General features: G+C 62.2%; 26 protein-coding genes. 11 read left to right on the forward strand and 15 right to left on the reverse strand.

Annotated elements, in window-relative coordinates:
- Positions 1 to 94 precede the first annotated feature (94 nt).
- On the forward strand, positions 95 to 373 hold the full coding sequence (locus AC1DMK_RS04020; RefSeq protein WP_477857269.1) for a lysozyme inhibitor LprI family protein: 279 nt from the start codon (positions 95 to 97) through the stop codon (positions 371 to 373).
- A gap of 262 nt (positions 374 to 635) precedes the next feature.
- On the forward strand, positions 636 to 824 hold the full coding sequence (locus AC1DMK_RS04025) for a hypothetical protein (RefSeq protein ID WP_037060717.1): 189 nt from the start codon (positions 636 to 638) through the stop codon (positions 822 to 824).
- Between the two features lie 99 nt (positions 825 to 923).
- On the opposite strand, the gene AC1DMK_RS04030 is transcribed toward AC1DMK_RS04025, so the two are convergent.
- Positions 924 to 2,951, reverse strand: a complete 2,028-nt coding sequence (locus AC1DMK_RS04030; protein WP_037060718.1) for a methyl-accepting chemotaxis protein — start codon at positions 2,949 to 2,951, stop codon at positions 924 to 926.
- Positions 2,952 to 3,383: 432 nt separating this feature from the next.
- On the opposite strand from AC1DMK_RS04030, the gene AC1DMK_RS04035 reads away from it, so the two are divergent.
- Together AC1DMK_RS04035 and AC1DMK_RS04040 are read left to right on the forward strand one after the other, a co-directional pair.
- Positions 3,384 to 3,578, forward strand: a complete 195-nt coding sequence (locus AC1DMK_RS04035; protein WP_477857272.1) for a hypothetical protein — start codon at positions 3,384 to 3,386, stop codon at positions 3,576 to 3,578.
- Positions 3,579 to 3,713: 135 nt separating this feature from the next.
- Entirely contained in the window at positions 3,714 to 4,592 is an 879-nt protein-coding gene (locus AC1DMK_RS04040; RefSeq protein ID WP_477857696.1) for a transporter substrate-binding domain-containing protein, read from the forward strand.
- 33 nt (positions 4,593 to 4,625) lie between these two features.
- On the opposite strand, the gene AC1DMK_RS04045 is transcribed toward AC1DMK_RS04040, so the two are convergent.
- The 5 genes from AC1DMK_RS04045 to AC1DMK_RS04065 form a co-directional block, all read right to left on the reverse strand.
- Positions 4,626 to 5,039, reverse strand: a complete 414-nt coding sequence (locus AC1DMK_RS04045; protein WP_037060722.1) for a tellurite resistance TerB family protein — start codon at positions 5,037 to 5,039, stop codon at positions 4,626 to 4,628.
- Between the two features lie 53 nt (positions 5,040 to 5,092).
- Positions 5,093 to 5,827 carry a thermonuclease family protein gene (locus AC1DMK_RS04050; RefSeq protein WP_477857274.1) on the reverse strand — a complete coding sequence of 245 codons (735 nt, stop codon included), beginning with the start codon at positions 5,825 to 5,827 and terminating at the stop codon, positions 5,093 to 5,095.
- A gap of 11 nt (positions 5,828 to 5,838) precedes the next feature.
- Complete coding sequence (locus tag AC1DMK_RS04055) at positions 5,839 to 6,507, reverse strand: S24 family peptidase (protein WP_037060723.1); 669 nt, start codon at positions 6,505 to 6,507, stop codon at positions 5,839 to 5,841.
- A 116-nt stretch (positions 6,508 to 6,623) separates the two neighbouring features.
- Entirely contained in the window at positions 6,624 to 7,271 is a 648-nt protein-coding gene (locus AC1DMK_RS04060; protein ID WP_477857277.1) for a response regulator, read from the reverse strand.
- Positions 7,272 to 7,358: 87 nt separating this feature from the next.
- Positions 7,359 to 7,757, reverse strand: coding sequence for a hypothetical protein (locus tag AC1DMK_RS04065; protein WP_037060726.1), 399 nt, complete (start codon positions 7,755 to 7,757; stop codon positions 7,359 to 7,361).
- A gap of 109 nt (positions 7,758 to 7,866) precedes the next feature.
- Here AC1DMK_RS04065 and AC1DMK_RS04070 point away from each other — a divergent pair, with 109 nt between their 5' ends.
- Both AC1DMK_RS04070 and AC1DMK_RS04075 read left to right on the forward strand, forming a co-directional pair.
- Positions 7,867 to 8,220: a DUF952 domain-containing protein gene (locus tag AC1DMK_RS04070; RefSeq protein WP_477857279.1), complete on the forward strand. Its 354-nt coding sequence runs from the start codon at positions 7,867 to 7,869 to the stop codon at positions 8,218 to 8,220.
- Entirely contained in the window at positions 8,217 to 9,305 is a 1,089-nt protein-coding gene (locus AC1DMK_RS04075) for a quinone-dependent dihydroorotate dehydrogenase (RefSeq protein ID WP_477857281.1), read from the forward strand. The genes AC1DMK_RS04070 and AC1DMK_RS04075 overlap by 4 nt, the downstream gene beginning before the upstream one ends.
- Here AC1DMK_RS04075 and AC1DMK_RS04080 read toward each other — a convergent pair.
- From AC1DMK_RS04080 to AC1DMK_RS04090, 3 genes are read right to left on the reverse strand one after another with little or no spacing between them, the layout of a single operon-like run.
- Positions 9,281 to 10,627, reverse strand: coding sequence for an MATE family efflux transporter (locus tag AC1DMK_RS04080; protein WP_477857283.1), 1,347 nt, complete (start codon positions 10,625 to 10,627; stop codon positions 9,281 to 9,283). The two genes, AC1DMK_RS04075 and AC1DMK_RS04080, sit on opposite strands and share 25 nt — an antisense overlap.
- Positions 10,628 to 10,660: 33 nt before the next feature.
- Positions 10,661 to 11,158 (reverse strand): CAP domain-containing protein, encoded by a 498-nt coding sequence (locus tag AC1DMK_RS04085; protein WP_037060733.1) that lies wholly within the window; start codon positions 11,156 to 11,158, stop codon positions 10,661 to 10,663.
- Between the two features lies 1 nt (position 11,159).
- Complete coding sequence (locus AC1DMK_RS04090; RefSeq protein ID WP_037060735.1) at positions 11,160 to 11,426, reverse strand: DUF6460 domain-containing protein; 267 nt, start codon at positions 11,424 to 11,426, stop codon at positions 11,160 to 11,162.
- Positions 11,427 to 11,571: 145 nt separating this feature from the next.
- Between AC1DMK_RS04090 and AC1DMK_RS04095 the strand changes: the two genes are divergently transcribed.
- Together AC1DMK_RS04095 and AC1DMK_RS04100 are read left to right on the forward strand one after the other, a co-directional pair.
- On the forward strand, positions 11,572 to 12,504 hold the full coding sequence (locus AC1DMK_RS04095) for a class I SAM-dependent methyltransferase (protein ID WP_477857286.1): 933 nt from the start codon (positions 11,572 to 11,574) through the stop codon (positions 12,502 to 12,504).
- Between the two features lie 214 nt (positions 12,505 to 12,718).
- Positions 12,719 to 13,354 carry a YitT family protein gene (locus AC1DMK_RS04100; protein ID WP_037060737.1) on the forward strand — a complete coding sequence of 212 codons (636 nt, stop codon included), beginning with the start codon at positions 12,719 to 12,721 and terminating at the stop codon, positions 13,352 to 13,354.
- 13 nt (positions 13,355 to 13,367) lie between these two features.
- Here the strand turns inward: AC1DMK_RS04100 and pdeM are convergent, their stop codons facing one another.
- The 4 genes from pdeM to AC1DMK_RS04120 all read right to left on the reverse strand — a co-directional run bounded on the left by pdeM (position 13,368) and on the right by AC1DMK_RS04120 (position 17,642).
- Positions 13,368 to 14,093 carry a ligase-associated DNA damage response endonuclease PdeM gene (pdeM, locus tag AC1DMK_RS04105; protein WP_477857289.1) on the reverse strand — a complete coding sequence of 242 codons (726 nt, stop codon included), beginning with the start codon at positions 14,091 to 14,093 and terminating at the stop codon, positions 13,368 to 13,370.
- Positions 14,094 to 14,114: 21 nt separating this feature from the next.
- A complete protein-coding gene (locus AC1DMK_RS04110) occupies positions 14,115 to 16,637 on the reverse strand; it encodes a ligase-associated DNA damage response DEXH box helicase (RefSeq protein WP_477857291.1) in 2,523 nt (840 codons plus the stop codon).
- Between the two features lie 175 nt (positions 16,638 to 16,812).
- Positions 16,813 to 17,196 (reverse strand): nuclear transport factor 2 family protein, encoded by a 384-nt coding sequence (locus tag AC1DMK_RS04115; RefSeq protein ID WP_477857293.1) that lies wholly within the window; start codon positions 17,194 to 17,196, stop codon positions 16,813 to 16,815.
- A complete protein-coding gene (locus tag AC1DMK_RS04120; protein ID WP_477857295.1) occupies positions 17,193 to 17,642 on the reverse strand; it encodes a VOC family protein in 450 nt (149 codons plus the stop codon). The genes AC1DMK_RS04115 and AC1DMK_RS04120 overlap by 4 nt, the downstream gene beginning before the upstream one ends.
- A gap of 51 nt (positions 17,643 to 17,693) precedes the next feature.
- Between AC1DMK_RS04120 and AC1DMK_RS04125 the strand changes: the two genes are divergently transcribed.
- Positions 17,694 to 18,296, forward strand: coding sequence for a TetR/AcrR family transcriptional regulator (locus AC1DMK_RS04125; protein ID WP_477857296.1), 603 nt, complete (start codon positions 17,694 to 17,696; stop codon positions 18,294 to 18,296).
- Between the two features lie 59 nt (positions 18,297 to 18,355).
- Here AC1DMK_RS04125 and AC1DMK_RS04130 read toward each other — a convergent pair whose 3' ends face one another.
- Together AC1DMK_RS04130 and AC1DMK_RS04135 are read right to left on the reverse strand one after the other, a co-directional pair.
- On the reverse strand, positions 18,356 to 19,609 hold the full coding sequence (locus AC1DMK_RS04130) for an NAD(P)/FAD-dependent oxidoreductase (RefSeq protein ID WP_477857298.1): 1,254 nt from the start codon (positions 19,607 to 19,609) through the stop codon (positions 18,356 to 18,358).
- 65 nt (positions 19,610 to 19,674) lie between these two features.
- Positions 19,675 to 20,430: an ABC transporter substrate-binding protein gene (locus tag AC1DMK_RS04135; RefSeq protein ID WP_477857300.1), complete on the reverse strand. Its 756-nt coding sequence runs from the start codon at positions 20,428 to 20,430 to the stop codon at positions 19,675 to 19,677.
- 199 nt (positions 20,431 to 20,629) lie between these two features.
- Between AC1DMK_RS04135 and AC1DMK_RS04140 the strand changes: the two genes are divergently transcribed.
- Both AC1DMK_RS04140 and AC1DMK_RS04145 read left to right on the forward strand, forming a co-directional pair.
- On the forward strand, positions 20,630 to 21,130 hold the full coding sequence (locus tag AC1DMK_RS04140; RefSeq protein ID WP_477857301.1) for an RrF2 family transcriptional regulator: 501 nt from the start codon (positions 20,630 to 20,632) through the stop codon (positions 21,128 to 21,130).
- 24 nt (positions 21,131 to 21,154) lie between these two features.
- Positions 21,155 to 21,616 (forward strand): carboxymuconolactone decarboxylase family protein, encoded by a 462-nt coding sequence (locus AC1DMK_RS04145; protein WP_477857303.1) that lies wholly within the window; start codon positions 21,155 to 21,157, stop codon positions 21,614 to 21,616.
- The last annotated feature ends 51 nt before the right edge of the window (positions 21,617 to 21,667 follow it).

The raw sequence follows: 21,667 nt of genomic DNA on the forward strand, positions 1-21,667 counted from the left end.
CGCCAGGTATATGACGCTTGAGACCATGGCCCAAATGAGCGATGATCCGCAAATCAGTTTGCCCGCTGTGGCACGCTGATATCCCTCCGGCCCTATGTCGGAAAGCACGGCCACCAGCCGCGACCTACACCACTTCCAGGGACACGATCCCGAACTCAATTCGGTCTACAATCAGATCGCGCAGCGTCTGAGGGACGACGCGGAAACGACGAAAGTGCTGGTCGCCGCGCAGCGGAGCTGGGTTGCCTTCCGCGATGCCGAGTGCACTTTATCAAACTCGCGCGCGGCGGACGGCGGCGTCTACCCGATGAACTACTCGATGTGCCTGGACGGGTTGACGCAACTGCGCACCAAGGGTCTATCTGAATTGTGAGGAAGGCGACATGCGTTGCCCGGTTCCGGCCGCGACTGACACCTGCCAGCCGATCCGGCTTTCGTTGTCCAGACTGGGTATCGCGCCTGGACGCAAGGGTGAATGCTCCGTGGCGAATTTCGAAAGCGGCCAGTCGCCGTCTACGCCATTTCGCTTGGTTGACGATCTGCTAATGGATATGGTTAATTTTTAACTATTCTTCGGTACACGGAACTGAGGCGGCATTTCTGCCGTTATCAGGCTCACGAGGAGGAATAGTGCAATGCTCCTGAAAATTTTCACTGCAAAACGCGACATCGGCGATGCTGGAGATACCGGTACCTACGCGGATGGCTATCACATACCCGAGATGGAGATCGCCTCCTACAAACGCGATGACAGCCGGTCCTCCTACGAGCGCGACTATGGCCGCGGCCGCAAAATCGAGGAAGTTCCTCGGGGATTTGCTTAAGCAACGGTTTGACAAGCAAAATCGGATTGGCATATGCCGATATGAAAATGGGCGGCCTTGGGCCGCCCATTTCGTTGTTGTGATTGGCCCGCCGTCGGATCAGAACTCCGTCCAGTCTGCCTCCTGGTTTGCATTGGAAGACGCGCTGCCTCCGCTGCCGAAGGCGCTTGCGAGTTTCTGTCCAAGTGCACGGGCAGGTGACGTCGTGGCGCGCGACACGCCGGGGGTCGCGACCCGAACGGGGGCCTTGCGCGTGACGATAGGCTGTCCGGCCGGCCGCGACGAGACGGCCTGTGTGGAGCCGGTATGCATGGATGTTGCCGTGAACGCTGTGGCCATGCCGCCGGTCCCGGTTAGCTTGAACTGACTGAGCAGGTTGTTGAGGGCGGCGGCTTCTGTCGCGAGCGTGTGGCTGGCGGCGGTGCTTTCTTCGACCATGGCAGCATTCTTCTGCGTTCCCTGGTCCATCGTGTTGACGGCTGTGTTGATCTCCTGCAGGCCTGTGGATTGTTCGCGCGCAGCCTCCGCGATTGCATGGACGTGCTGGTTGATCTCCTGAACCTCCTGGACGATCGCATCGAGCGATTTTCCGGTTTCGCCGACAAGCGAGACACCGGCCTGCACGTGCCCGCCGGAGGTGGTGATCAGCGATTTGATCTCCTTGGCGGCATTGGCCGAGCGCTGTGCGAGTTCGCGCACTTCTTGGGCGACGACGGCAAAACCCTTGCCGGCGTCGCCGGCTCGTGCGGCTTCGACCCCGGCATTGAGAGCAAGAAGGTTGGTCTGGAACGCGATGTCGTCGATCACCCCGATGATGTTGCCGATCTCGACGGAAGACTGCTCGATCTGGTGCATCGCGCTCACGGCCTTGCGCACGACCTCGCCTGATTTCTCGGCGCCGGCACGGGTTCTCGCGACGAGCGATCTTGCTTCCTCGGCACGCTTGGCGGCGTCCTTGACCGTTGTGGTGATCTGTTCCAGAGCGGCAGCCGTTTCCTCGACGGAGGCAGCCTGCTGTTCGGTGCGCTTCGACAATTCGTCCGCCGAAGAGCGGATTTCGCTTGCGCCGGCGGTAATGGCCTGAGCGTTAGCGCCAACCGTCTGCATCGTCTCGTTGAGTTTGAAGACGGAGTTGTTGAAGTCCTGGCGCAAAGCGTCGAGATCGCCAACAAATGGCGCATTGATCTGCGAGGCAAGATCGCCCGCCGCCAGTTTGCGGAGGCCGTCGCCGAGTGCGCTGACCGCGCGCGAAAGGTCGGCAGCTTCCGTCGCGCGCTGCGCTTCGCGCTCGCGCCGTTCGCTGTCGCTGAGGTTGCGGTTTTTCTCCGCGTCGCTTTCAAGTCKGACGCGGTCGATGGCGTTGTCGCGGAAGGTTGCGACCGCACCCGCCATCTGGCCGATTTCGTCGCGGCGGTCCAGGCCGTCGATCGCACTTGCGGTCTCGCCCTGGGCAAGATGCAACATGCGCTCGCGCAGTCGTGCCATCGGCGCCGCGATGCCTGCCTGCGCTATCCAGATGCTGAGACCGATCGTGCCGAACAAGGCAATGCCGATCAGGGCGAATGAGAGATCGATCCGTGCGTTGACATTGGCAGAAAGGGCGTCGCCGCCATCGTTGAGCAGGTCCATCAACGTGTCGTTGTTGGCGATCATCTTCGCCGTGACGACGGTGAGCTTGGCGTTCAGCTCGTCGACTGCGAGGTGCATGCCGGCAGTGTCCTTGGCTTTGGCAAGGTCCATCACTTTCTTGGAGAGCACGTCCATTTCGTCGATGCCGGCGATGATCTCGCTGATCGCAGCGCTTCGGCTCGGCGCAAGTTCGGCGGCCTTTTCCAGCCGCTCGCGTGCTTGCGGCATCTTGCTCGGTTGAGACAGGGCCGCTGCGAAGGCAGGTGTATCGGGTGTCAGCTCGGCGATCACGGTTGCCTGCAGAACTGCGGCAGTGGCAGAGGCGCTGGCCCGGGACGAGAGCATCGCGGCGAGAGCTTCATGGTCGATGAAGTCGCTATAGGCGCTGTCGGCGCCACGGAATTCGTCAACGATGTAGATGAGGCCACCGATGGCGATCACCCCGAGAAGTGCCACGACGGATATGATCTTGGTCCGGATTTTTAAGTTTTTCAACATGGCTGTTTCCATCTGCGGCCTGGCATGTTGCCTGCCGGCTGCTCCTGCTTTTGAGAGACGGGCATGACGCGGTGTACGGCATGGGGAAGATGCCTGGACAGGCTCGACAGGCGCATCATGCATTCGGCGAAGGGGACCGACGTCGTCGAGCCCGAATAGAATCGATATTGCTTAATGCGGACCTAATGCCGACCCAGTACGGCCTGAATACCTGCCACTTATCACTGGAAAAATTCAACCTTTCATCCTGGGGACGAATGTCTCGTGGCGGGTGCAACTTCCCGGCGGAAGCGATGGGAAGATGAGGGGGCTTGTCCCAGAAAAACGGCTTGAACGGCAGTTGGAAGACGGCGCGCCAGCCTGCGATCGAAAAGCGGAATGGCGATCCAGCGCCAACCGATACTTCGTCTCTCATCACGGAGCATCGCCTCTTTGCCAAGCAGCAGAAAGAGGCCGTTCGCCGTTGACAATGAGTTCGCACTTGATAGTCGTTCCGTTGCGGCGGGCGACAAGGGCGGCGCCGGCGACGGTCGGCTTGGCTATGCCAAGCGCAAGCAGCACGGTGACATCGGCTTTCTAAGAGTCATTGGTCTTGCGCGCGGTCGCCGCCGCGGCACCGGACGATAGAGAATGTTCGGCAGACTGTTCCCGTGGCGCCCGGTCGCGGCCTTCGATCCCGCGCGGCGCATATTCCCCGATACGCATGACTCTGATACACCGTCGCTATAATGGCAGCGCATCGTAACCCCGAGGCAGATCATACTGATGCAATTCAAACTGGCATCCTTCAATCCGACGGCGTTTTGTAGCTTTTGGCTGTCTCTGGCTGTGTTGATATGCCCGCTCCCGCTGATGGCGCAGCAGTCCGCGCCGTCTTTGCCGTTGCTGTTCGATGCCAGAGAGCGGCTGGCCAAGCCGGACCTGTCGACGCTGGTGCGTCTTCGCTTCCTGACATCTGTCGATTTTCCGCCGTTCAATTTCATGGATCAGAACGGAAAACTCTCGGGCTTCAACGTCGATCTTGCCCGCGAAATCTGTGCCGAGCTGGAAATAGCCGACAAGTGCCAGATCCAGGCGCTGCCTTTCGTTGATCTCAAGGATGCGCTCGCAGCCTCGCAGGGAGACGCCGTGATCGCCGGCGTTGCCGTCGGGGAGGAGTTGCGCAGGCAGTTTGCCTTTTCGCGTCCCTATCTGATGCTTCCGGCACGCTTCGCCCGCAATCTCAAGACGCCGCGGCTTCAGGGAGACAGCGCCGCGAGCCTTGCGGACCGACCGGTTGGCGTCGTCAAGGCGACGGCGCACGAGGCAATGCTTGCCGCCTATTTTCCTAAGATCAAGGCCGTGCCATTCGACAGCAAGGAGGCGCTGCTTGCGGCGCTGAAGGAAGGCCAGGTCGATGCGGCCTTTGCGGACGCGCTGCAGCTTTCCTTCTGGGTGTCGTCGCAGGCATCTGAGAAATGCTGTGCGCTTCTCGATGGTCCCTATATGTCGGAGCGCTTCCTGGGCGAAGGCATGACGATCATGTTGCGTCAGAAGGACGACGTTCTCAGGTCTGCCTTCGATCACGCACTCGCCGCGCTGTCGCGAAGCGGTCGCCTGCAGGAAATCTACCTGCGCTATTTCCCATATGGCCTTTACTAGAAACAGGCTGTCCGAACGGGCGGCCAGCGTGCCCTAACCCTTGCGGAAACGGGCGATCGCGCTGCGCTCGATCGCAGCACAGGTAAGCTTGTCGAGGCTGAGGCGGTCACGCAGCAGGCTGAGCAGGCGCAGTTCCTCTGCCTTCACCGAAAGGTCGGCGGAAGCAACCTCCACCGCAAGTGCGTAAGCGGTGTCGTAGAGGCGCGGGGGCAAGGTATCCTTGACTGTCTCCAGGACGACGTCCAGCCCCTCGGGACCGGAAAGGAGCGCGGCGCAATCGCGCGCAACCGAGATCAGCTTGTCGTCGTCGAAGTCGCGGAAGACCGGTAGAAAGCTGATCAATTGACCGATGCGCTCCAATTCGCGGTCATTCATGGTGCTATCGACGGCGGATGCCATGACCATCACGTAAATCAGTGCGTCGTGGGCGGAAAGCGGCTTGTTCATATCGCGACGGTTCCTCTCAAATAAGCCCAGAGTTTAAGAATTGGGCGGGTGCATTACAAGGGATCGAGAGGGCCATCCTGCTGCGGTTCGTCGTCAATCACGAGCGGTGCGCCCTTGCGGGGGTCGCCGCCGTGCAGCCCTTTCTTCTCCTGCGTTGCCTTTGCGCCGGTATCCGTAAGGACCGACCCGTCCGCTGCTTCGGCCCAACCGTTTTCGACCAGCCATTGCGACACATCTTGCGTGCCGATCTTGCAGGAAGCCAAAATAGTGCCTTTCCAATCCGCGCTGTCGAGATCGCAGTTGACGGTCCGGAGCCGCAGAAAAAGCCGGAAGTTGGTCTTGGCCAGCATCCCGCACGGCCATTCCGTCGCATCCGCGTCAGTGCAGATCCTGTCCGCCGGCGTTGGGATGATGCCGGCAAGCTGCAGGCGTCTGTCACCGAAGGCCAGAACGCCTGCGCTCTCGGCGATGGGACGGGGAAGGTCGATCCCCTTCTTATCCTCTGCTTTCAGTTTCTCGGGCTCCGGCGCCGCAACCCGCTCCAGCGGCTTGCCATCCACGGCCGCTGGATAGAACTGGCTGGCGTCATCGACCGGCCGGGCATTCATGCTGGCCTCCGGATCTGCCGCCGGCAGTGCAGCCACGGCGGTCTCCGCAGTTCCCGTCTCCGGCATTGCAGCAGGCTCGGTTGCGTCCGTCGCGCCGCCGAGTCGCTGCCCGCCGGCCGCAATGAGACCGAAAAGGATCGCGATTCCTGCAAAAGCCGTGACAAGTGCCGCAGGACGCATGGAAGATTTTCCTATTGGCTGGCCCAGATGATACGGGCGACCCAGTCGACGTCGGACAGCTCGATGGTTCGGTTCGGGTGTTCCGGGTTCAGCGACATCAGCTCGATTGTGCGCGGGCTCTGGCGTAAAAGCACCTTGGCCATGACCTCGCCTTCGCGAGTCTTGACGACGACCCGGTCGTTGCGGCGGACCTGAGCGCCGGGCTCGACAATGAGAACATCGCCATCGCGATAAAGTGGCATCATGCTTTCGCCCTGCACTTCGAGCGCATAGACGCCAGCCTTCTGGGAGGGTGCCGCCGGGAATTCCACAACGTCCCAGCCTTGCCCGGCCGGAAACCCGCCGTCATCGAAGAAGCCACCGGCGCCGGCCTGCGCAAAGCCCAACAGCGGTATGGAACTGCCCTGTGGCGGAAAGGCGCCTTCGGGGAGGGCGGGGAAGCTGCTCGCTGGCGGCCTCATGAAGGCCAAGAATTCTTCCATACTGGACGTCGTCGCGTCCAGCACCTTGGCGATTGACTCTGTCGAGGGCCAGCGCAGCCGCCCGTCGGCCGACAGCCGCTTGGACTTGTTGAATGAAGTCGGGTCGAGGCCCGCACGCCGGGCAAGACCTGATGGCGTCAGCTCATGCCGCTGGGCAAGCCTGTCGATTGCTCCCCAGATCTGCTCGTGTGAAAGCATGTTGCCTGATTCCGTCCGCCCGCATGCGGGTTCTTCCAGTCGCCTAAAATATTAACGGCAAGCGACGCAGGAGTAAAGAGCGGAAAGGAATAAAATCCTTTCCGGCGGTGGCGGCCTCATGCAACCAGTGCCATGTTGATCTTTCCGAGCTGGATCACCGCCTGCGTCCGGCTGTCGACATCGAGCTTCAGCAGGATGGCGGAAACATGTGCCTTGATGGTTGCTTCCGATACGCTGAGTTCGTAGGCGATCTGTTTGTTGAGCAGCCCCTCTGCGAGCATCGTAAGGACCCGGCTTTGCTGCGGGGTCAGCGTATGCAACCGTTGGATCAGCCTGGCGACGTCGGGATCCTGCTCCTGGCCGTCGCGATAGTTCTCGGGCGTAGCGATATCGCCGGCAAGCACGGTCTGAATGCCGCGGCGGATGTCGTCAATGCCGGATGATTTCGAGATGAACCCGGAGGCGCCAAGCTCCAAGGCACGGCGGATCGTGGTTGCGTCATCGCTGGCGGACACGATGACGATCGGCAGGCCGACGAACTCGGATCGCAAGGCCATCAGTCCCGAAAAGCCGCTGACCCCCGGCATGGCGAGATCAAGCAGCATCAGGTCCGCTTCCGGGTGGTCGCCCACGGCCTTTCGCGCGGCGGCGAAGTCGCCTGCCTCGACGATTTCCGGGTGTCCGTCCATGCAGATCACGGCCTGGCGAAGCGCATCGCGAAACAGCGGATGATCGTCGGCAATGATGATTGTCTGTTCATGCATCGACAACTCCCTCCCAAGAGCTCGATCACCTCTTCACGCACCGCGATCGTCCGCAATACATGCTCCTCCAGCAGCGACTATATCAAATCACGTCTTTTGAGGAAGGGCGTTGCGCTGGTCCTCGCCCTGGAATTCCTTCACTATCCCCATGAAGCTCCGCATCCAGCGCTCCATGATCCCGATTGAGCGGTCGATTTCGGCGTCGGACGGCAGCGCCTTGTTGACGATGCTCTTGTTTTCAAGTGCCGTTACCCGGTCCGAGAGCCGGTCGAGTTCGTCTTCATAGGCGGCGCGTTCGTCCGCTGCCATCCGACAGACGAGGGCCCCCTCCTTCTCCTCGCAGAGCGACATAGCGCCGGTCTGTCTGTCGAGCCGCACGAAATGATCGCCGCTGCGCTCGAGCTGGAAGCGGGAGGCATCCAGTTCCGCGGCATGCGCGGCAAGCGGCAGGAGAATGGCGAGAACGCCGATTGCGATCGTTTTCATCTGTTCCTCCGGAAATAGCGATGGCCAGCACAATTTTCGCGTCAGGGCGTGGACATCGTCCTCTCTTTGCGGCAAAGCCCGGGAAAAGACCCGAATTCATGAGGCCATCATGACCCTGACACCCACGCTTTACAAGATCGTGACGGAAACGCTCTGGCAGGATGCCAGGCTGGCCGGCATCTTTCGAGGCGCTCCTATCGATCTGAAGGACGGCTTCATTCACTTCTCGACTGCGGCCCAGGCCCAGCAGACCGCCTTTCTTCACTTTGCAGGCCAGGCAGGCCTGCTCCTTGTCGCGGTCGATGCAGCAAAGCTCGGTGACAAGCTCGTCTTCGAACCGTCGCGCGGCGGCGATCTCTTTCCGCACCTCTATGCGGACATGGAGCTATCAGCCGTGCTTTGGGAAAAGCCGCTGCCGCTGGATGGCGCAGGCCAGCATATCTTTCCGGAACTTCAGCCATGATCGATCTCTTCAAGAATGCCGCCCGCAAGGGCCTTTTCCTCTTCGATCCCGAGACCGCTCACGGCATGTCGATCGCGGCGCTGAAGTCCGGCCTCGTACCCGCCTGCGGCGTTCAATCCGATCCGCGCTTGCGTCAGAGCATTGCCGGTCTCGACTTCGTCAATCCGCTCGGCATGGCGGCCGGCTACGACAAGAACGCCGAGGTGCCGGAGGCGCTGTTGAAGATCGGTTTCGGCTTTACCGAAATCGGCACGGTGACGCCGAAGCCGCAGTCGGGCAATCCGCGACCGCGCATCTTTCGCCTCGTCGAGGACGAAGGCGTCATCAATCGCCTAGGCTTCAACAACCACGGCCATGACGCGGCTTTTGCGCGCCTCTCCGGTATTCGTGGCAACGGCATCGTTGGCGTCAACATCGGCGCCAACAAGGACAGCGAAAACCGCATCGACGACTATGTGAAGGGCATTCGCCGCTTCTATTCCGTGGCGCGCTATTTCACGGCCAACATCTCGTCGCCGAACACGCCCGGTTTGCGCGATCTCCAGGCACGTGAAAGCCTATCGGCTCTTCTGTCCTCGGTTCTCGAGGCTCGCGACGAGGAAGCCGCCAGGGCGGGCAGGAAAATTCCGGTATTCCTGAAGATCGCCCCCGATCTCACCGAGGAGGGCATGGACGATATCGCCGCCGAGGCGCTTTCCCATGCGCTGGACGGCTTGATCGTCTCCAACACCACACTCTCCCGCGAGGGGCTGAAAGACCAGCGACAGGCGAAGGAAGCGGGCGGTCTCTCCGGCAAGCCGCTCTTCGAAAAGTCGACAGCGGTGCTGGCGAAAATCCGCAAACGCGTCGGCCCGGCATTGCCGATCATCGGCGTCGGCGGCGTGTCCTCGGCGGAAACGGCATTGGAGAAGATCAAGGCGGGCGCCGACCTAGTCCAGCTCTATTCCTGCATGGTCTACGAAGGTCCGAGCCTGCCGGGCGCGGTCGTCCGCGGCCTGTCGAAGCTGCTCGACCGCGAGAAGGTCGCTTCCATCCGCGACTTGCGCGACAGCCGGGCGGATTACTGGGCAGCCCGGAACGTCTGATCGGCGCGGGGCTTTACCAGCACCACCAAGAAGAAGCCGCGGAAGAGCAGGAAGCCGTTCATCGCCAGCCACAGGCCATGATTGCCGAACAGGGGCACACAGACGGCAAGAGCCGCGAGATAACCGGCAAACGACATCAGCATGCGGTTGCGCATGTCGGTCGACCAGGTCGCGCCGATGAAGACGCCGTCCATCAGGAAGGCCAGCGCACCGGTCAGCCCGGTGATGGCCGCCCAGGGAAGGTAGGTCTCAGCCGCCTGCTGCACCTCAGGCGATATGGTCAGCACCGAAATCAGCCAGGGGCCGGCCAACAGGAAGAACACCGCGATGATGCCGGCGAGCGCGAACGACCAGAACGTCGTCAATTTAAGTCCCCGGTCGAAGGCCGGCCGATAGCGCGCACCGATCGCCCGTCCCGTAATCTGCTCGGCGGCATTGGCAAGCCCGTCGAGATAATAGCCCGACAGCAGGAAGAAATTCATCAGGACGGCGTTGGCTGCCAGGGTAACGGCGCCGAAGCTCGTGCCGATCCGCGTCATCAGTGTGAAGGCGCCCAGCAGCACGAAGGTGCGGATCAGGATATCGCGGTTGAGCGCGAAGAGTTCGGCCAGGCGGTGGCGCGACAGGATCTCGGCACGTTTCGGCCGGTAGGCCCGGTCGAAGCCGCCCAGGACGATGAACAACCCCACCAGCGCACCGGCAGTCTCGCCGACCATCGTACCCCACGCAACGCCCGAAACGCCCCAGTCCAGCCAGAGGCCGAGGAAGATGGCGAGCACGATGTTGATGCCATTGATGATCGTTTGCAGCAGCAGACCTGTTGTACCCTGTCCGCGGCCGAGCACGAAGCCGAGAATGGCGTAGTTGGCGAGCGCTGCCGGCCCAGCGAGCATGCGGATCGAGAAATAGGTGCTGGTCGCCTCGGCAACGGCGGCTTCCGGGCCCATCAGCTTGAGACCCGCCGCCAATAGCAGCGGCGAAAGACAGAGAAGTGCCAGGCCACAGCCGACCGACGATATCAGCGCCCGCCAGAACGCGCCCTGCTGGGCGCGGTGGTCGTGCCGTCCATAGGCCTGCGCGGTCAGCCCCGTCGTTGAGGCGCGCAGGAAATTGAAGCTTCCGAGGATGAGGTCGAAGAGCATGGCGCCGATCGCCAGCCCCGCTAGGGCATCGGGCTGGCCCATGTGCCCGACGACGCCGGTGCCAACGAGACCGAGCAATGGCGTCGTTATGAAGCCGAGTGTCATGGGAACAGCGATCGAGAGCACCAGGCGGTGCGTCACATCGAATGCAAGTCTGTTTTCGCTGCCCCGTACGTCCATGTCTGCCCCGGAAAAAAGAGAGGCAGAATCGCCTCAGCTGGAAAGCACCATCGCCCAGTACGGCACGTTTTTGGAAGCAGGATTATGCGCCACGGCGACGCCGAGGCCGGTATAGCGGCCCAGCATATTCTCAAGGTGGTGCGGCGAGTTGATCCAGGCCGTCACCACAGCTGGAACCGACTGCTGGCCGGCAGCGATGTTCTCGGCGGCCGGGAGCTGCACGCCGCTCGCCTTGACGCGTGGGCCGAAGCCGTCGGCGATCCCCATCACATGCTTCATCTTGCCCGCGGACGCCATGCGCTTGGCCTGGAAGAGGGCTGCAGCCGTTGCCGCCAGATCGACGGAAAGCGGCGGCAGGCCGTTCTTGGCGCGAAGCTGGTTGACGAGCGGCAGGGCCGATGCCGTCTGGTCGTCGCCGTTGGAGGGGACAGAGGACTGCTTGGGCGCGGTGGTGCAGCTGGCGGCGCCGGCGACCAGAGCAAGACCGGAGAGGCGCAGAATGCTGCGGCGGGAAAGATCGATTGAGGTCATGTTACCGCCGATAGCTGAAGAGACGGATGAGCAGGAAGATCGGAATGACGACGGTCGCGCCGAGCAGAAGATAGTCGCCGACGCGGCCGAGCGCGGAGAAGCCGCGATGCCAGACTTCCAGAACGAAATTGCGGACGCCATAGACGAAATCGAGGGGCGCCCAGCCGAAGATGGCCATGATGAAGCCGACGATCAGCGATACGACCAAAAGCTTGATCAATGTGCGGCCGAGCGAATCGCCCAGAAACTTGTTCACCTGTTCGGACATGCGCCATCTCCTGTTTATCCCTGAAATACGGGCGCGAATCGTTGCTCGCAAGCCTTTTTCAGAGCTGGCGCCTCTGCCTCTGAAATAGGACTTGAGTTTTTTTGTGGCCGCCGCCAAATGCAGGCCGTCCAAACAGGTCCCCACCATGCAGCCCAGCCAGCTCACTTCAGGCGATGTCATCGCCGACCGCCGCGCCGATTATGCGAAGATGCTCGACGACGGCGGCGAGGCGGACGCGGCGGCAGAGCTGATGGAGCAGGCGCTGGATCTTGCGCCGCACTGGGCCGCCGGCTGGTACCGTCTGGCCACCTATCGCGAGAAGGCCGGCGACAGGGCAGGGGCCATCGAGGCCTACCGCCGGACGCTCGATCTCGGGCCGGACGACATCTTTGGCGCCGGGCTCAAGCTTGCGCTTCTGGGCGATATCGCGATCCCCGACCAGCCGCCGAGCAGCTACGTCGAGCGCCTCTTCGACGACTATGCCGATCGCTTCGAAACCTCGCTGGTCGAAAAGCTCGACTACAGCGTGCCCCAGAAACTGGCGAGCCTTGTTGCCTCGACGGGCCGCCGCTACCGATTCGGCGTCGATCTCGGCTGCGGCACCGGGCTGCTCGGACCGGAAATACGCGATCGGGTGGACCGCCTCGAAGGCTTCGATCTGTCGCAGAACATGCTGGCGAAGGCAGCTGACAAACACGTCTATGATCACCTGGCACAGGCGGACCTGTCGCTCGCGCCAAAGGCAACCGGTCTCTTCGCGGATGGGCCGGAGCACCGCGCCGATCTGGTCACGGCCGCCGATGTGCTGATGTATCTCGGCAATCTCGAAAGCGTTTTCGACGCCATTGTCGCTTTGTCTGCTCCTAGTGCCGATTTTGCGTTTTCCGTAGAGGATGCCGGCGAGGGAGAGGGATTCCACCTCGCGCCATCCCTGCGTTACGCGCACTCCGAACCCTACGTCCGCGGGCTTTGTGCCCGCCATGGCATCCAGGTCATGGACATGACACGGACCGCCATTCGCAAAGATGGCGCCAATGTCATATTAGGCATTCTGTTCCTTGCCCGCAAAAGGGCATGAGCGAACACTTCTTGCGAAGTTATAATAGGTCATGATTGCTTACATATTTTGCTTGAAAGACCGCAAAAGCGCATGATAATCAATGGTATATGCCGATGAACACGCCGCGCTCGAGAGAGCGCAACCAACGACCAGCACCATCCATCATTCGCATGCCGTCCCGCCCGGCTCATCCGGGCGTTCCTGAACTCGCCTGCCGTTGGAGATTGGCGACATGACACAGCTCATCAATGCCCTTGGTTTCTGGAATACGAGCGCGACCCGCCACACCCCTATCGAGGATGTGCAGGGCCTCTTCTCTGGCAGCCTCGTCGCAGCACTCGGCCTTTATGTGCTGGCAAGTGCCGGCTTGCTCACCGGCAGTACGGCGGGCGTCGCCTTTCTCCTGCACTATGCGTTCGGCGTGAACTTCGGTCTGGCCTTCTTCCTGCTCAACCTGCCGTTCTTCTACCTTTCGTGGAAGCGCCTCGGCATCTCTTTCACCCTGAAGACCTTCATTGCCATCGGCCTGACGTCGCTGCTCACCAGCCTGCAGCCGAAGGTCATGAACATTGCCACCATTCACCCGGCTTGGGCGGCTCTTCTCGGCGGACTTCTGCTTGGCTTTGGGCTGCTTGCTCTTTACCGCCACCGCGCCAGCCTGGGCGGCGTCGGCATTCTCGGCATCTACATGCAGGAGCGCTTCGGCATTCGCGCCGGTCTCGTGCAGATGGCGATCGATCTCTGCGTTCTTGCCGCCGCCTTCTTCGTCACCACGCCGCCTGTGGTATTCTACTCGGTCCTCGGCGCGGTCGTGCTGAACCTTTTCCTTGCCATCAACCACAGGGCTGATCGCTACGTCGCCCTTTGAAAGAAGAGGAGCCCTAGCCAGCCAAATTCCCGAACCTGACGGAGTAGATCCGGTCGCGACCCAGGAGGTGCGCGATCAACGACGCGTGGTCGAAAAGCCCCTTCATTGCCTTGTGGCGAAGGTCGAGGCCGCCGCTCATGACGCCGAATGCGGGCATCAGCAGGCGGGCACCGTCGGTGGCGAAACACGGCCGGCGGACGGATTTTTCGCGGCGGCGGACGGTGGCGGAGGGATGCAGGTGACCAGCGATCTCGCCGACCTGAAGGCCGCCCCTGGGCTCGTGGCGGAAGGTCAGGCCGCCGTAATGAATTTCGTCGGCGGATGAGCCTGGCAGGTCGACCGTTCCGTCAGGATCGTGATTGCCGTTGATCCAGATCCACTCACGGCCATGCGCCATGTCGGAAATCAGCGTCCGGAAGGTTTCCGGCAAATGCGCCGAGCCGACGCGGTCGTGGAAATTGTCGCCCAGCGAGACCACCAGCTTGGGATTATAACGGGTGATGACCGCCGATAAAACGGTCAGTGTCGCGAGCGTGTCGTAAGGCGGCAGCATCATGCCGCGACGGGCGAAGGCGGCACCCTTCTCAAGGTGCAGGTCGGAAGCGACCAGAATGCCGGCGTCGGGCAGATAGAGCGCGCCAAGCGGATCACAGACGGCCGCCACCCCGTGCACGGACGTTTCGACGCCCGGCATCGCGGCCACTCCGTTCATTTCACGCGCAAGCGCCAGGCGGTTCATCAACTTCGTCTATCCCAATCCCTAACTGAGCGCTTCGGCGATCAGATCGTCCGCGGCTTCGGCCAGAACGGCGTCATGCGCCTCGCCGTAAACGGGCTCCTTGCCGATCTCCAGCATCACCGGCACGGCGAGCGGCGAGATATGTTCCAGCGCGCGGTGGGTGATGTGCCCCTTGATTCGTCTCAGCATATCCCCAAGCCGTCCGATATCCAAAAGACCGCTTGCCGCATCCTGTCGCGTCGCCTGCAATAGAATATGGTCAGGCTCGTGGGTTCTAAGCACGTCGTAGATCAGGTCTGCCGATGCCGTGACCTGCCGTCCGCTCTTTTCCTTCCCCGGATGACGCCGCTCGATCAAGCCCGCGATCACGGCACAATTGCGGAAGGTGCGCTTCAACAGGAAGGATTCGTCGAGCCACGCCTCGAGATCGTCGCCGAGCATGTCCTCATCGAAGAGGTCGGCAAGGCTCAGGCGGCCGTTGCGGATCATCACGCTCATATCTTCGAAGCCCCAGATACCGAGCGAATAGTCGGTGGCCACGAAGCCAAGCGGCTTGGCGCCCGCCCGCTCCATCCGGCGCGTGAGCAGCATGCCGAGCGTCTGGTGGGCCAGCCGCCCCTCGAAGGGATAGGCCACCATGTAGCAGCGGCTGCCGCGCGGGAAGGTCTCGATCAGCAGTTCGTCGCGCTTCGGCAGCATCGACTTTTCTTTCTGAATTGCCAGCCAGTCGCGAACCTGATCCGGCAGTCGGTGCCAGCGGTCGGGATCGGCCAGCATGGAACGCACCTGATCGGCGAGATAGGTGGAGAGCGGAAATTTGCCGCCGGCATAGGAAGGGATTTTCGGATCCAGCGAATAGGCCTGGCTGACGAGGCATTCGCTCTCACGGATGCCTTCGAAGCGCAGTACCTTGCCTGAGAAAATGAAGGTATCGCTGGGAGAAAGCTGCTCGAGGAAATACTCTTCGACCTTGCCGAGCGTTGCACCGCCGCGGCCGATCCTGCCGGCCTCGCCGCGCTTGACCATGCGAATGTTCAGCATCGGGCTTTCGACGATGGTGCCGAGGTTCAGGCGGTATTGCTGGGCGACCTGCGGATTGGAGACACGCCAGCGCCCCTCCTTGGTCTTGCGGATGCGCGCGTAGCGTTCGTATGTGCGCAGCGCATAGCCGCCGGTCGCGACGAAATCGACGATCCGCTCGAAGGTCTCCCAGTCGAGATCCGCATAGGGCGACGCGCTGATGACTTCGTCGTAGAGCTCGAGCATGTCGAAGGGCTCGGCGCAGGCCATGCCGAGCACATGCTGTGCAAGTACGTCGAGTGCCCCTCTGCCGACGGGCGGCGTATCCTGCGCGCCGATGTAGTTCGCATCGAGCGCGGCCTGGCATTCCATCACCTCGAAGCGATTGGCGGGAACAAGGATGGCCTTCGAAGGCTCGTCCATCCGGTGATTGGCACGGCCGATGCGCTGGGCAAGCCGCGATGCGCCTTTCGGCGCGCCGACATGGATGACGAGGTCGACGTCGCCCCAGTCGATGCCAAGGTCGAGCGTCGAGGTGGCGACGACGGCGCGCAGGCGATTGGCCGCCATGGCCGCCTCGACCTTGCGGCGCTGGGCGACATCGAGCGAGCCGTGATGGAGAGCGATCGGCAGGTTTTCCTCATTCACGGTCCAGAGTTCCTGGAATAGCATTTCCGCCTGGCTTCGCGTGTTGACGAAAAGCAGCGTCGTCTGATGCTCTGTCAGCTGCCTGTAGACATCGGGGATCGCATACTTGGCCGAATGCCCGGACCACGGGATGCGCTCCTCCGTCGACAGGATCGAGATGTCGGGCTTGGCACCGCCGTCGACGATGACGAGCCCGGCATGGGGCCCGTCCCCCTCTTTCTGCGCCACCAGCCATTTCTGCAGGTCCATCGGCTGGGCGACCGTCGCGGAAAGGCCGATGGTCTGGAGGTTGGGAGCAAGACGGCGCAGGCGCGCCAGCCCGAGCGACAGCATATGGCCGCGCTTGGAGGTGACCAGCGAATGCAGCTCGTCGAGGACGATGTATTTCAGGTCCTTGAAGAAGCGCTCCGCCTCGCGGTTGGCGAGCAGCAGCGCCACCTGCTCGGGCGTCGTCAACAGGATATCGGGCGGGTTCAGCTTTTGCCGCTGGCGCTTTGCGTTCGGCGTATCGCCGGTCCGGTTCTCCACGGTCACCGGCAGACCCATCTCCTTGACGGGCTTCATCAGGTTGCGCTCGATATCGACGGCGAGTGCCTTCAGCGGCGAGACGTAGAGAGTGTGAATACCTGTAAACGCCGAGCTCGACGGGATCTTGTCGCGGCGCGTGAGATCGGTCAGCGACGGCAGGAAGCCGGCGAGCGTCTTGCCGGCGCCGGTGGGCGCGATCAGGAGCGTGCTTTCGCCAGCCTCGGCGCGGGCAAGCAGCTCCAACTGATGCGCGCGTGGGCGCCAGCCCTTGTCCGCAAACCAGCGCAGGAAAGGCGGGGGGAGAAGAAACGGGGTTTCTGCGCGGGTAGCGGAATCGATCTGGTTCACGCGAGCGAATCTAGCGCAAATCCGAGGGATTTGAAGCCCGGGGCGGGGGGGCTGGCCAACAAGTCCATCTGTCGACCATGCGCCAACGCGTGGTGAGGCCCCTTCGGGGGGAGCCGCATCGAGCCATAGCCGCTTTGCCATACATCGACGGGGGCACGCGACACGGCATCGCAGACTAGGCACCGCTCACAGCTGGCGTGAGGTGGGTCAGCACGCACCGCCACCTGTTGCCCTCCCGGCGATAGACGTCGGTGATCCATTCGTCCGCCGATATCGGTTCGCCACGGAACATGCCGGTGTTCTGCCCGCGACCGGTAACCGTGGCGACATCGCCGAGCAGATGGACGTGGTGCGTTGTCTTGGTCATCGTGTCGTGGCTCAGGACACCCGATCCGATCGCCGCAAGCATAGCCTTTGCAGGGACCGGGCCACGCTCCGGCGTCACCAGCACCCAGTCCTCCGTGATGCAGGCGGCGATCCGCGCGGGATCGTTGGAAACCATCGCCGCGTTGAAGGCTCGTTCAGCTTCCTCGAGCGTTTCAAGGGCCGCGGCACTCATGCGGACATGTCCTCGTTCCAGCGCCGCTGCATCTCCTCAGGCGCGACCTGTTCGATGGTCTGCGACAGCATCCAGCGATGACCGAAGGGATCAAGCACCTGTGCCACCCGCTCGCCAAAACTCTGGTCGGTCGCCGGGCGCAACATCGTCGCCCCGGCCGACAGCGCCTGCGCCAGTGCCGCATCGGTCGACAGCGTGTCCATGTGGAAGGTCACCGGCGAGCCTCCGACGGTATCGGGCGACAGGGCGCCGAAGTCCGGATATTCGTCCGCCAGCATCATCAGCGTTTCTCCGAAACGCAGCTCGGCATGACCGATCCGCCCGTGCGAAGGATCTGTCATGCGGAAGATTTCCGTGGCGCCGAAAGCCTCCTTATAGAAGTCGATGGCCCGTGCGGCATCCTTGACGATGAAGTAGCTCGTCACTTTCCGGGCAAAACTCGGCATGGACGCTCCTCCTTGACTAGGTCTGTGATTAACGTTACGTATCGTAAAGATATGAGTCAAGAGAGTAGTGCAATACCGAAGAAACGAGGGCGGCCGCCAAGCGTTGCGGCGCAGAGGCGTGCCTTGGAGGCCGCCCATGACATCCTGATGGTCGAAGGTTTCGGCCGCATGACGATCGAAGCCGTGGCCGCACGCTCCGGTGTCGGCAAGCCGACGATCTACCGCTCGTGGGCCAACGCGCAGGAACTGGCGATGGCCGCCCTTCTGGTCAACCCGCTACCGGAAACTGAGGTCGGAGGGGTCACGGCGCAGGCAGCTCTCGGCGCGCAGATGAGCGGACTGGTGACTGCCTTTGCGAGCACGCGCGGGCGGCAGATCACCATGGCATTGGCAGCCGCCGATCCCGAAAGCGAATTCACCAAGGCCTTCCGCAATCAGGTAATCCTGTCGAGCCGCAACGCGGGTCGCGCCATCTTGGAACAGGCGCTGGCCCGAGGGGAGATCGTCCCACCGCTGGATATGGAGGCGCTGCTCGACATGATCTACGGACCGGTCTTCTTCCGGCTGTTGGTCGGGCACCGCCCGGTCTCGACGGAGTTCGGCGATGCGATCGTCAGGACCGCGTTGCGGGCCGTTTCGCCGCCGCGGGCGTGACACCCTCGCGTCGCGACCGACGAAGCCGGGCGTGCAGAGCCGATGAAATAGAATGGGCTCTACAGGAAGCGCTGCGGGTGGAACGGCTCCGGATCGGCAAAGGGCGCAACTCCGCACATCTGTTCGGCCAGCAGTCGGCCGCAGGCCGGGCCGAGCGTCAGGCCGTGATGGGCATGGCCGAAGTTGAACCACAGGCCGCGATGGCGCGGAGCCCGACCGATCACCGGGCGCATGTCGGGCAGGCACGGGCGCAAGCCGAGCCACGGCGTCTGCTCGACCGGCTCCCCGAGCGGGAACAGTCGGCGTGCATGATCCTCGTTGCGGCGGATCTGGATCATGTTGGCGGGGGCCCTGGGATCTGCGAATTCGATGCCTGTCGTCAGCCTGACGCCGCGCGCCATCGGAGCCAGCACGTAGCCGGCCTCTTCGTCCACGACGGAATGGGAGAGAGCCTGGCCGTCGTTCTGCGTGTAATGGCGGTGGTAGCCCCGTTTGATCGCCAGCGGCAGCGGGTAGCCGAGCTTGCGGAAGATCAAGCCGGACTGCGGACCGAGCGCGACAACGACCTCGAGGGCATGGATCGTTTCGCCTGCCTGCGTCTTGAGCGACCAGCCGTCGTTCTCTTGTCGCAGTCCGCTTGCATCGGCGTTGCGCATTGTGCCTCCGTCGCGGACGAAGAGCTCGGCATAGGCCTTCGTCAGCGCCTGCGGATCGGTGACGGTCTTCGGATCGAGCCAGTGGATGCCACCGGCGATCTTCACGCTGCCGGTAGCGAAGGCAGGCTCGAGAGCCACGAATTCCTGCCCGGAGAGAATGCACATCGAAAGGCCGAAGCCAGACAGGTCCTCGGCTTCGGCGCGCGCAGCGGCGAAGCGACGCTCATCCTTGTAGAACGAGACCCATCCGCGCGACCGAATGAGATCAGACGCGCCGGCGCGGCCTATCAGCTTGTCGTGTTCGGAAATGCTCGCCTCGACCAGCGGTAGCAGGGCGCGGGTCGCCTTCTGCAGATTGGCGGGCGAAGAGTGCCACCAGTACCTTGCAAGCCACGGGGCGATGCGCGGCAGATAGGCGGGGTTGTAGCGGACATCCGACGAGCGGTTCATCGCATATTTCAGCAATGCGCCGAGTTGACGGGGAAAGGAATAGGGAATGACGGATGAGCGTTCGATCAGCCCGGCATTGCCATAGCTGGTGCCGCCGCCCGGCTCGCCGCGATCGGCGAGCACCACCGAGCGGCCGCGATCCTGCAGATGAAGGGCGGCACTGACGCCGACGATACCGGCGCCGAGAACGAGAATGTCAGTTTTCATGGGAGAGCTTGTGGTTAAAAAGGTGCGGAGGCTTGTGCCTCCGCACGATAGGATTGATAGGACGATCAGTAGATATCGAAGGGGAAATACTTCTTGGTAATCTTCTGGTAGGTGCCGTTGGCCACCAGCGCGTCGATCGCCTTGTTGAAGCGCTCCTTGAGTTCAGGTTCGCCCTGGCGGAGACCAATGCCGGCCTGGGTTTCCGTGCCGGGAACGTCGCCGAGCAGCTTGCAGCAATCCTTGCCGGCCTTGTTCAACCAGTCGACGACCACGAACTTGTCGGAGATCAGTGCGTCCATTCTGCCGTTCTGCAGATCGGCGACCGCTTCGTCCTGCGTCGGGTACATCTTGGCTTCCGCGCCCCCCTTGGCGTAGACGTCGTTGAGGTAATCGGCCTGCGTGGTGGACGCCTGGGCGCCGACGACCTTTCCCTTCATGTCGTCTACGCTGACGCCCTTGAGCGCGCTATCCTTCGGGACGGCAACCGCGAGAGGGGTCGTGTAGTACTTGTTGGAGAAGTCGATCTGCTTCTTGCGCTCTTCGGTGATGCTCATCGAGGCGATGATCGCGTCGTACTTCTTGGCGAGCAGGCCTGGAATGATGCCGTCCCAATCCTGAGCGACGATCGTGCACTTCGCCTTCATCTCGTCGCATAGCGCGTTGGCCATATCGAGGTCGAGGCCTTTCAGGCTGCCGTCCGATTCAACGTAATTGAAGGGAGGATAGGCGCCCTCCGTGGCTATCCGGATCGTATCCTCGGCCGACGCCAGATGCGTCGTGGCAAGCAGCGTAGCCGCTGCGAGGAAAATAGTCTTTTTCATTGCTGTTCCCTTTTTGGAATTTGTTTTCGCATTGCGTCTCGACTTTAGCAAAGTCGTTCTGCTTCACAACCCCCGCAGGGATCGTTCGAACGGCTAATAAAAGATGATGAAATGGTCCGTTCGCCGCCCAAATCGGAAAACGCTTGACAAGACTGACTATCGTGGATAATTTTTATCCACGAATCAAGGAGACGCATCCATGAAATTTGGCGACGGTGTCGAACAGGCCATTCACAGCGTTGCGATGCTTTCTGGCCTCTCCGGGGGTGGCGTGCTGTCGGCCGCGGCACTGGCCGAGTTTCACGGCGTGTCCACGAGCTATCTGCTGAAGCACCTTCAGGCGCTTTCGGGTGCTGGCATTCTTGCCACTGTGCCAGGCCCGAAAGGGGGCTATAGGTTGGCCAGGACGCCGGAGGAGATCACGTTGCTCGACATCGTGCTCGCCGTCGAAGGGCGGGCGCCGGCTTTTCGCTGCAACGAAATCCGGCAACGGGGACCGAACCCGGCGCCGGAGCGCTTCTTCGCCAAGCCCTGCAACATCGCGTCCGCCATGCATAGGGCCGAGGGCGTCTATCGCGCCGAGCTTGCCAAGACCACCATTGCCGATGTCGGCGCCGAACTCGCCACAATCGACGACGGGACGATCGCAGCACGAAGTTGCGCCTTCCTGGAAATTCACGAACGCAGAACGGCTCGCTGAGCCACAAAAAAGAGGAGACTACCCATGCAGCCGCGTTTCAACTTTGCCAAGGCATCGCCCGCTTCCTACAAGGCCGTGGCCGCCCTGGAGGAATTCGTCCAGACCTCGGGTCTCGAGCGGCGCTTCATCCACCTTATCAAGCTGCGCGCATCCCAGATCAATGGCTGCGCCTACTGCGTGGACATGCACGTCAAGGAATCCCGCCACGACGGTCTCTCCGAGCAATGGATCAACCTGATGTGCGTCTGGCGTGAATCGCCCGTCTACGATGCCCGCGAGCGTGCTCTGCTCGGCTGGGTCGATGCGGTGACGAAGATTGCCGAAACCGGTGCGCCCGATGCCGACTTCGAGACGCTCAAGGCCCACTTCAGCGAAGAAGAGATCACCAAGATCACCGTCGCGATCGGCGCCATCAACATCTGGAACCGGCTGGCCGTCGGCTTCCGCTCGCAGCATCCGATCGACAAGCCTGCGCAGGCCGCCTGAGCGCCACAGGCCGTATCTCGTCAGGTCGATCAAGCACCGAGACGCGAGCTG

This window comes from Rhizobium sp. 05L419, assembly GCF_056397845.1.

What these genes read in the sequence shown, in the direction of transcription:
- AC1DMK_RS04020 (WP_477857269.1), top strand. Translation starts at nt 95, where the DNA reads ATGTCGGAAAGCACGGCCACCAGCCGCGACCTACACCACTTCCAGGGA.
- AC1DMK_RS04025 (WP_037060717.1), top strand. Translation starts at nt 636, where the DNA reads ATGCTCCTGAAAATTTTCACTGCAAAACGCGACATCGGCGATGCTGGA.
- AC1DMK_RS04045 (WP_037060722.1), bottom strand. Translation starts at nt 5,039, where the DNA reads ATGAACAAGCCGCTTTCCGCCCACGACGCACTGATTTACGTGATGGTC.
- AC1DMK_RS04050 (WP_477857274.1), bottom strand. Translation starts at nt 5,827, where the DNA reads ATGCGTCCTGCGGCACTTGTCACGGCTTTTGCAGGAATCGCGATCCTT.
- AC1DMK_RS04055 (WP_037060723.1), bottom strand. Translation starts at nt 6,507, where the DNA reads ATGCTTTCACACGAGCAGATCTGGGGAGCAATCGACAGGCTTGCCCAG.
- AC1DMK_RS04060 (WP_477857277.1), bottom strand. Translation starts at nt 7,271, where the DNA reads ATGCATGAACAGACAATCATCATTGCCGACGATCATCCGCTGTTTCGC.
- AC1DMK_RS04065 (WP_037060726.1), bottom strand. Translation starts at nt 7,757, where the DNA reads ATGAAAACGATCGCAATCGGCGTTCTCGCCATTCTCCTGCCGCTTGCC.
- AC1DMK_RS04070 (WP_477857279.1), top strand. Translation starts at nt 7,867, where the DNA reads ATGACCCTGACACCCACGCTTTACAAGATCGTGACGGAAACGCTCTGG.
- AC1DMK_RS04075 (WP_477857281.1), top strand. Translation starts at nt 8,217, where the DNA reads ATGATCGATCTCTTCAAGAATGCCGCCCGCAAGGGCCTTTTCCTCTTC.
- AC1DMK_RS04080 (WP_477857283.1), bottom strand. Translation starts at nt 10,627, where the DNA reads ATGGACGTACGGGGCAGCGAAAACAGACTTGCATTCGATGTGACGCAC.
- AC1DMK_RS04085 (WP_037060733.1), bottom strand. Translation starts at nt 11,158, where the DNA reads ATGACCTCAATCGATCTTTCCCGCCGCAGCATTCTGCGCCTCTCCGGT.
- AC1DMK_RS04090 (WP_037060735.1), bottom strand. Translation starts at nt 11,426, where the DNA reads ATGTCCGAACAGGTGAACAAGTTTCTGGGCGATTCGCTCGGCCGCACA.
- AC1DMK_RS04095 (WP_477857286.1), top strand. Translation starts at nt 11,572, where the DNA reads ATGCAGCCCAGCCAGCTCACTTCAGGCGATGTCATCGCCGACCGCCGC.
- AC1DMK_RS04100 (WP_037060737.1), top strand. Translation starts at nt 12,719, where the DNA reads ATGACACAGCTCATCAATGCCCTTGGTTTCTGGAATACGAGCGCGACC.
- pdeM (WP_477857289.1), bottom strand. Translation starts at nt 14,093, where the DNA reads ATGAACCGCCTGGCGCTTGCGCGTGAAATGAACGGAGTGGCCGCGATG.
- AC1DMK_RS04115 (WP_477857293.1), bottom strand. Translation starts at nt 17,196, where the DNA reads ATGAGTGCCGCGGCCCTTGAAACGCTCGAGGAAGCTGAACGAGCCTTC.
- AC1DMK_RS04120 (WP_477857295.1), bottom strand. Translation starts at nt 17,642, where the DNA reads ATGCCGAGTTTTGCCCGGAAAGTGACGAGCTACTTCATCGTCAAGGAT.
- AC1DMK_RS04125 (WP_477857296.1), top strand. Translation starts at nt 17,694, where the DNA reads ATGAGTCAAGAGAGTAGTGCAATACCGAAGAAACGAGGGCGGCCGCCA.
- AC1DMK_RS04130 (WP_477857298.1), bottom strand. Translation starts at nt 19,609, where the DNA reads ATGAAAACTGACATTCTCGTTCTCGGCGCCGGTATCGTCGGCGTCAGT.
- AC1DMK_RS04135 (WP_477857300.1), bottom strand. Translation starts at nt 20,430, where the DNA reads ATGAAAAAGACTATTTTCCTCGCAGCGGCTACGCTGCTTGCCACGACG.
- AC1DMK_RS04140 (WP_477857301.1), top strand. Translation starts at nt 20,630, where the DNA reads ATGAAATTTGGCGACGGTGTCGAACAGGCCATTCACAGCGTTGCGATG.
- AC1DMK_RS04145 (WP_477857303.1), top strand. Translation starts at nt 21,155, where the DNA reads ATGCAGCCGCGTTTCAACTTTGCCAAGGCATCGCCCGCTTCCTACAAG.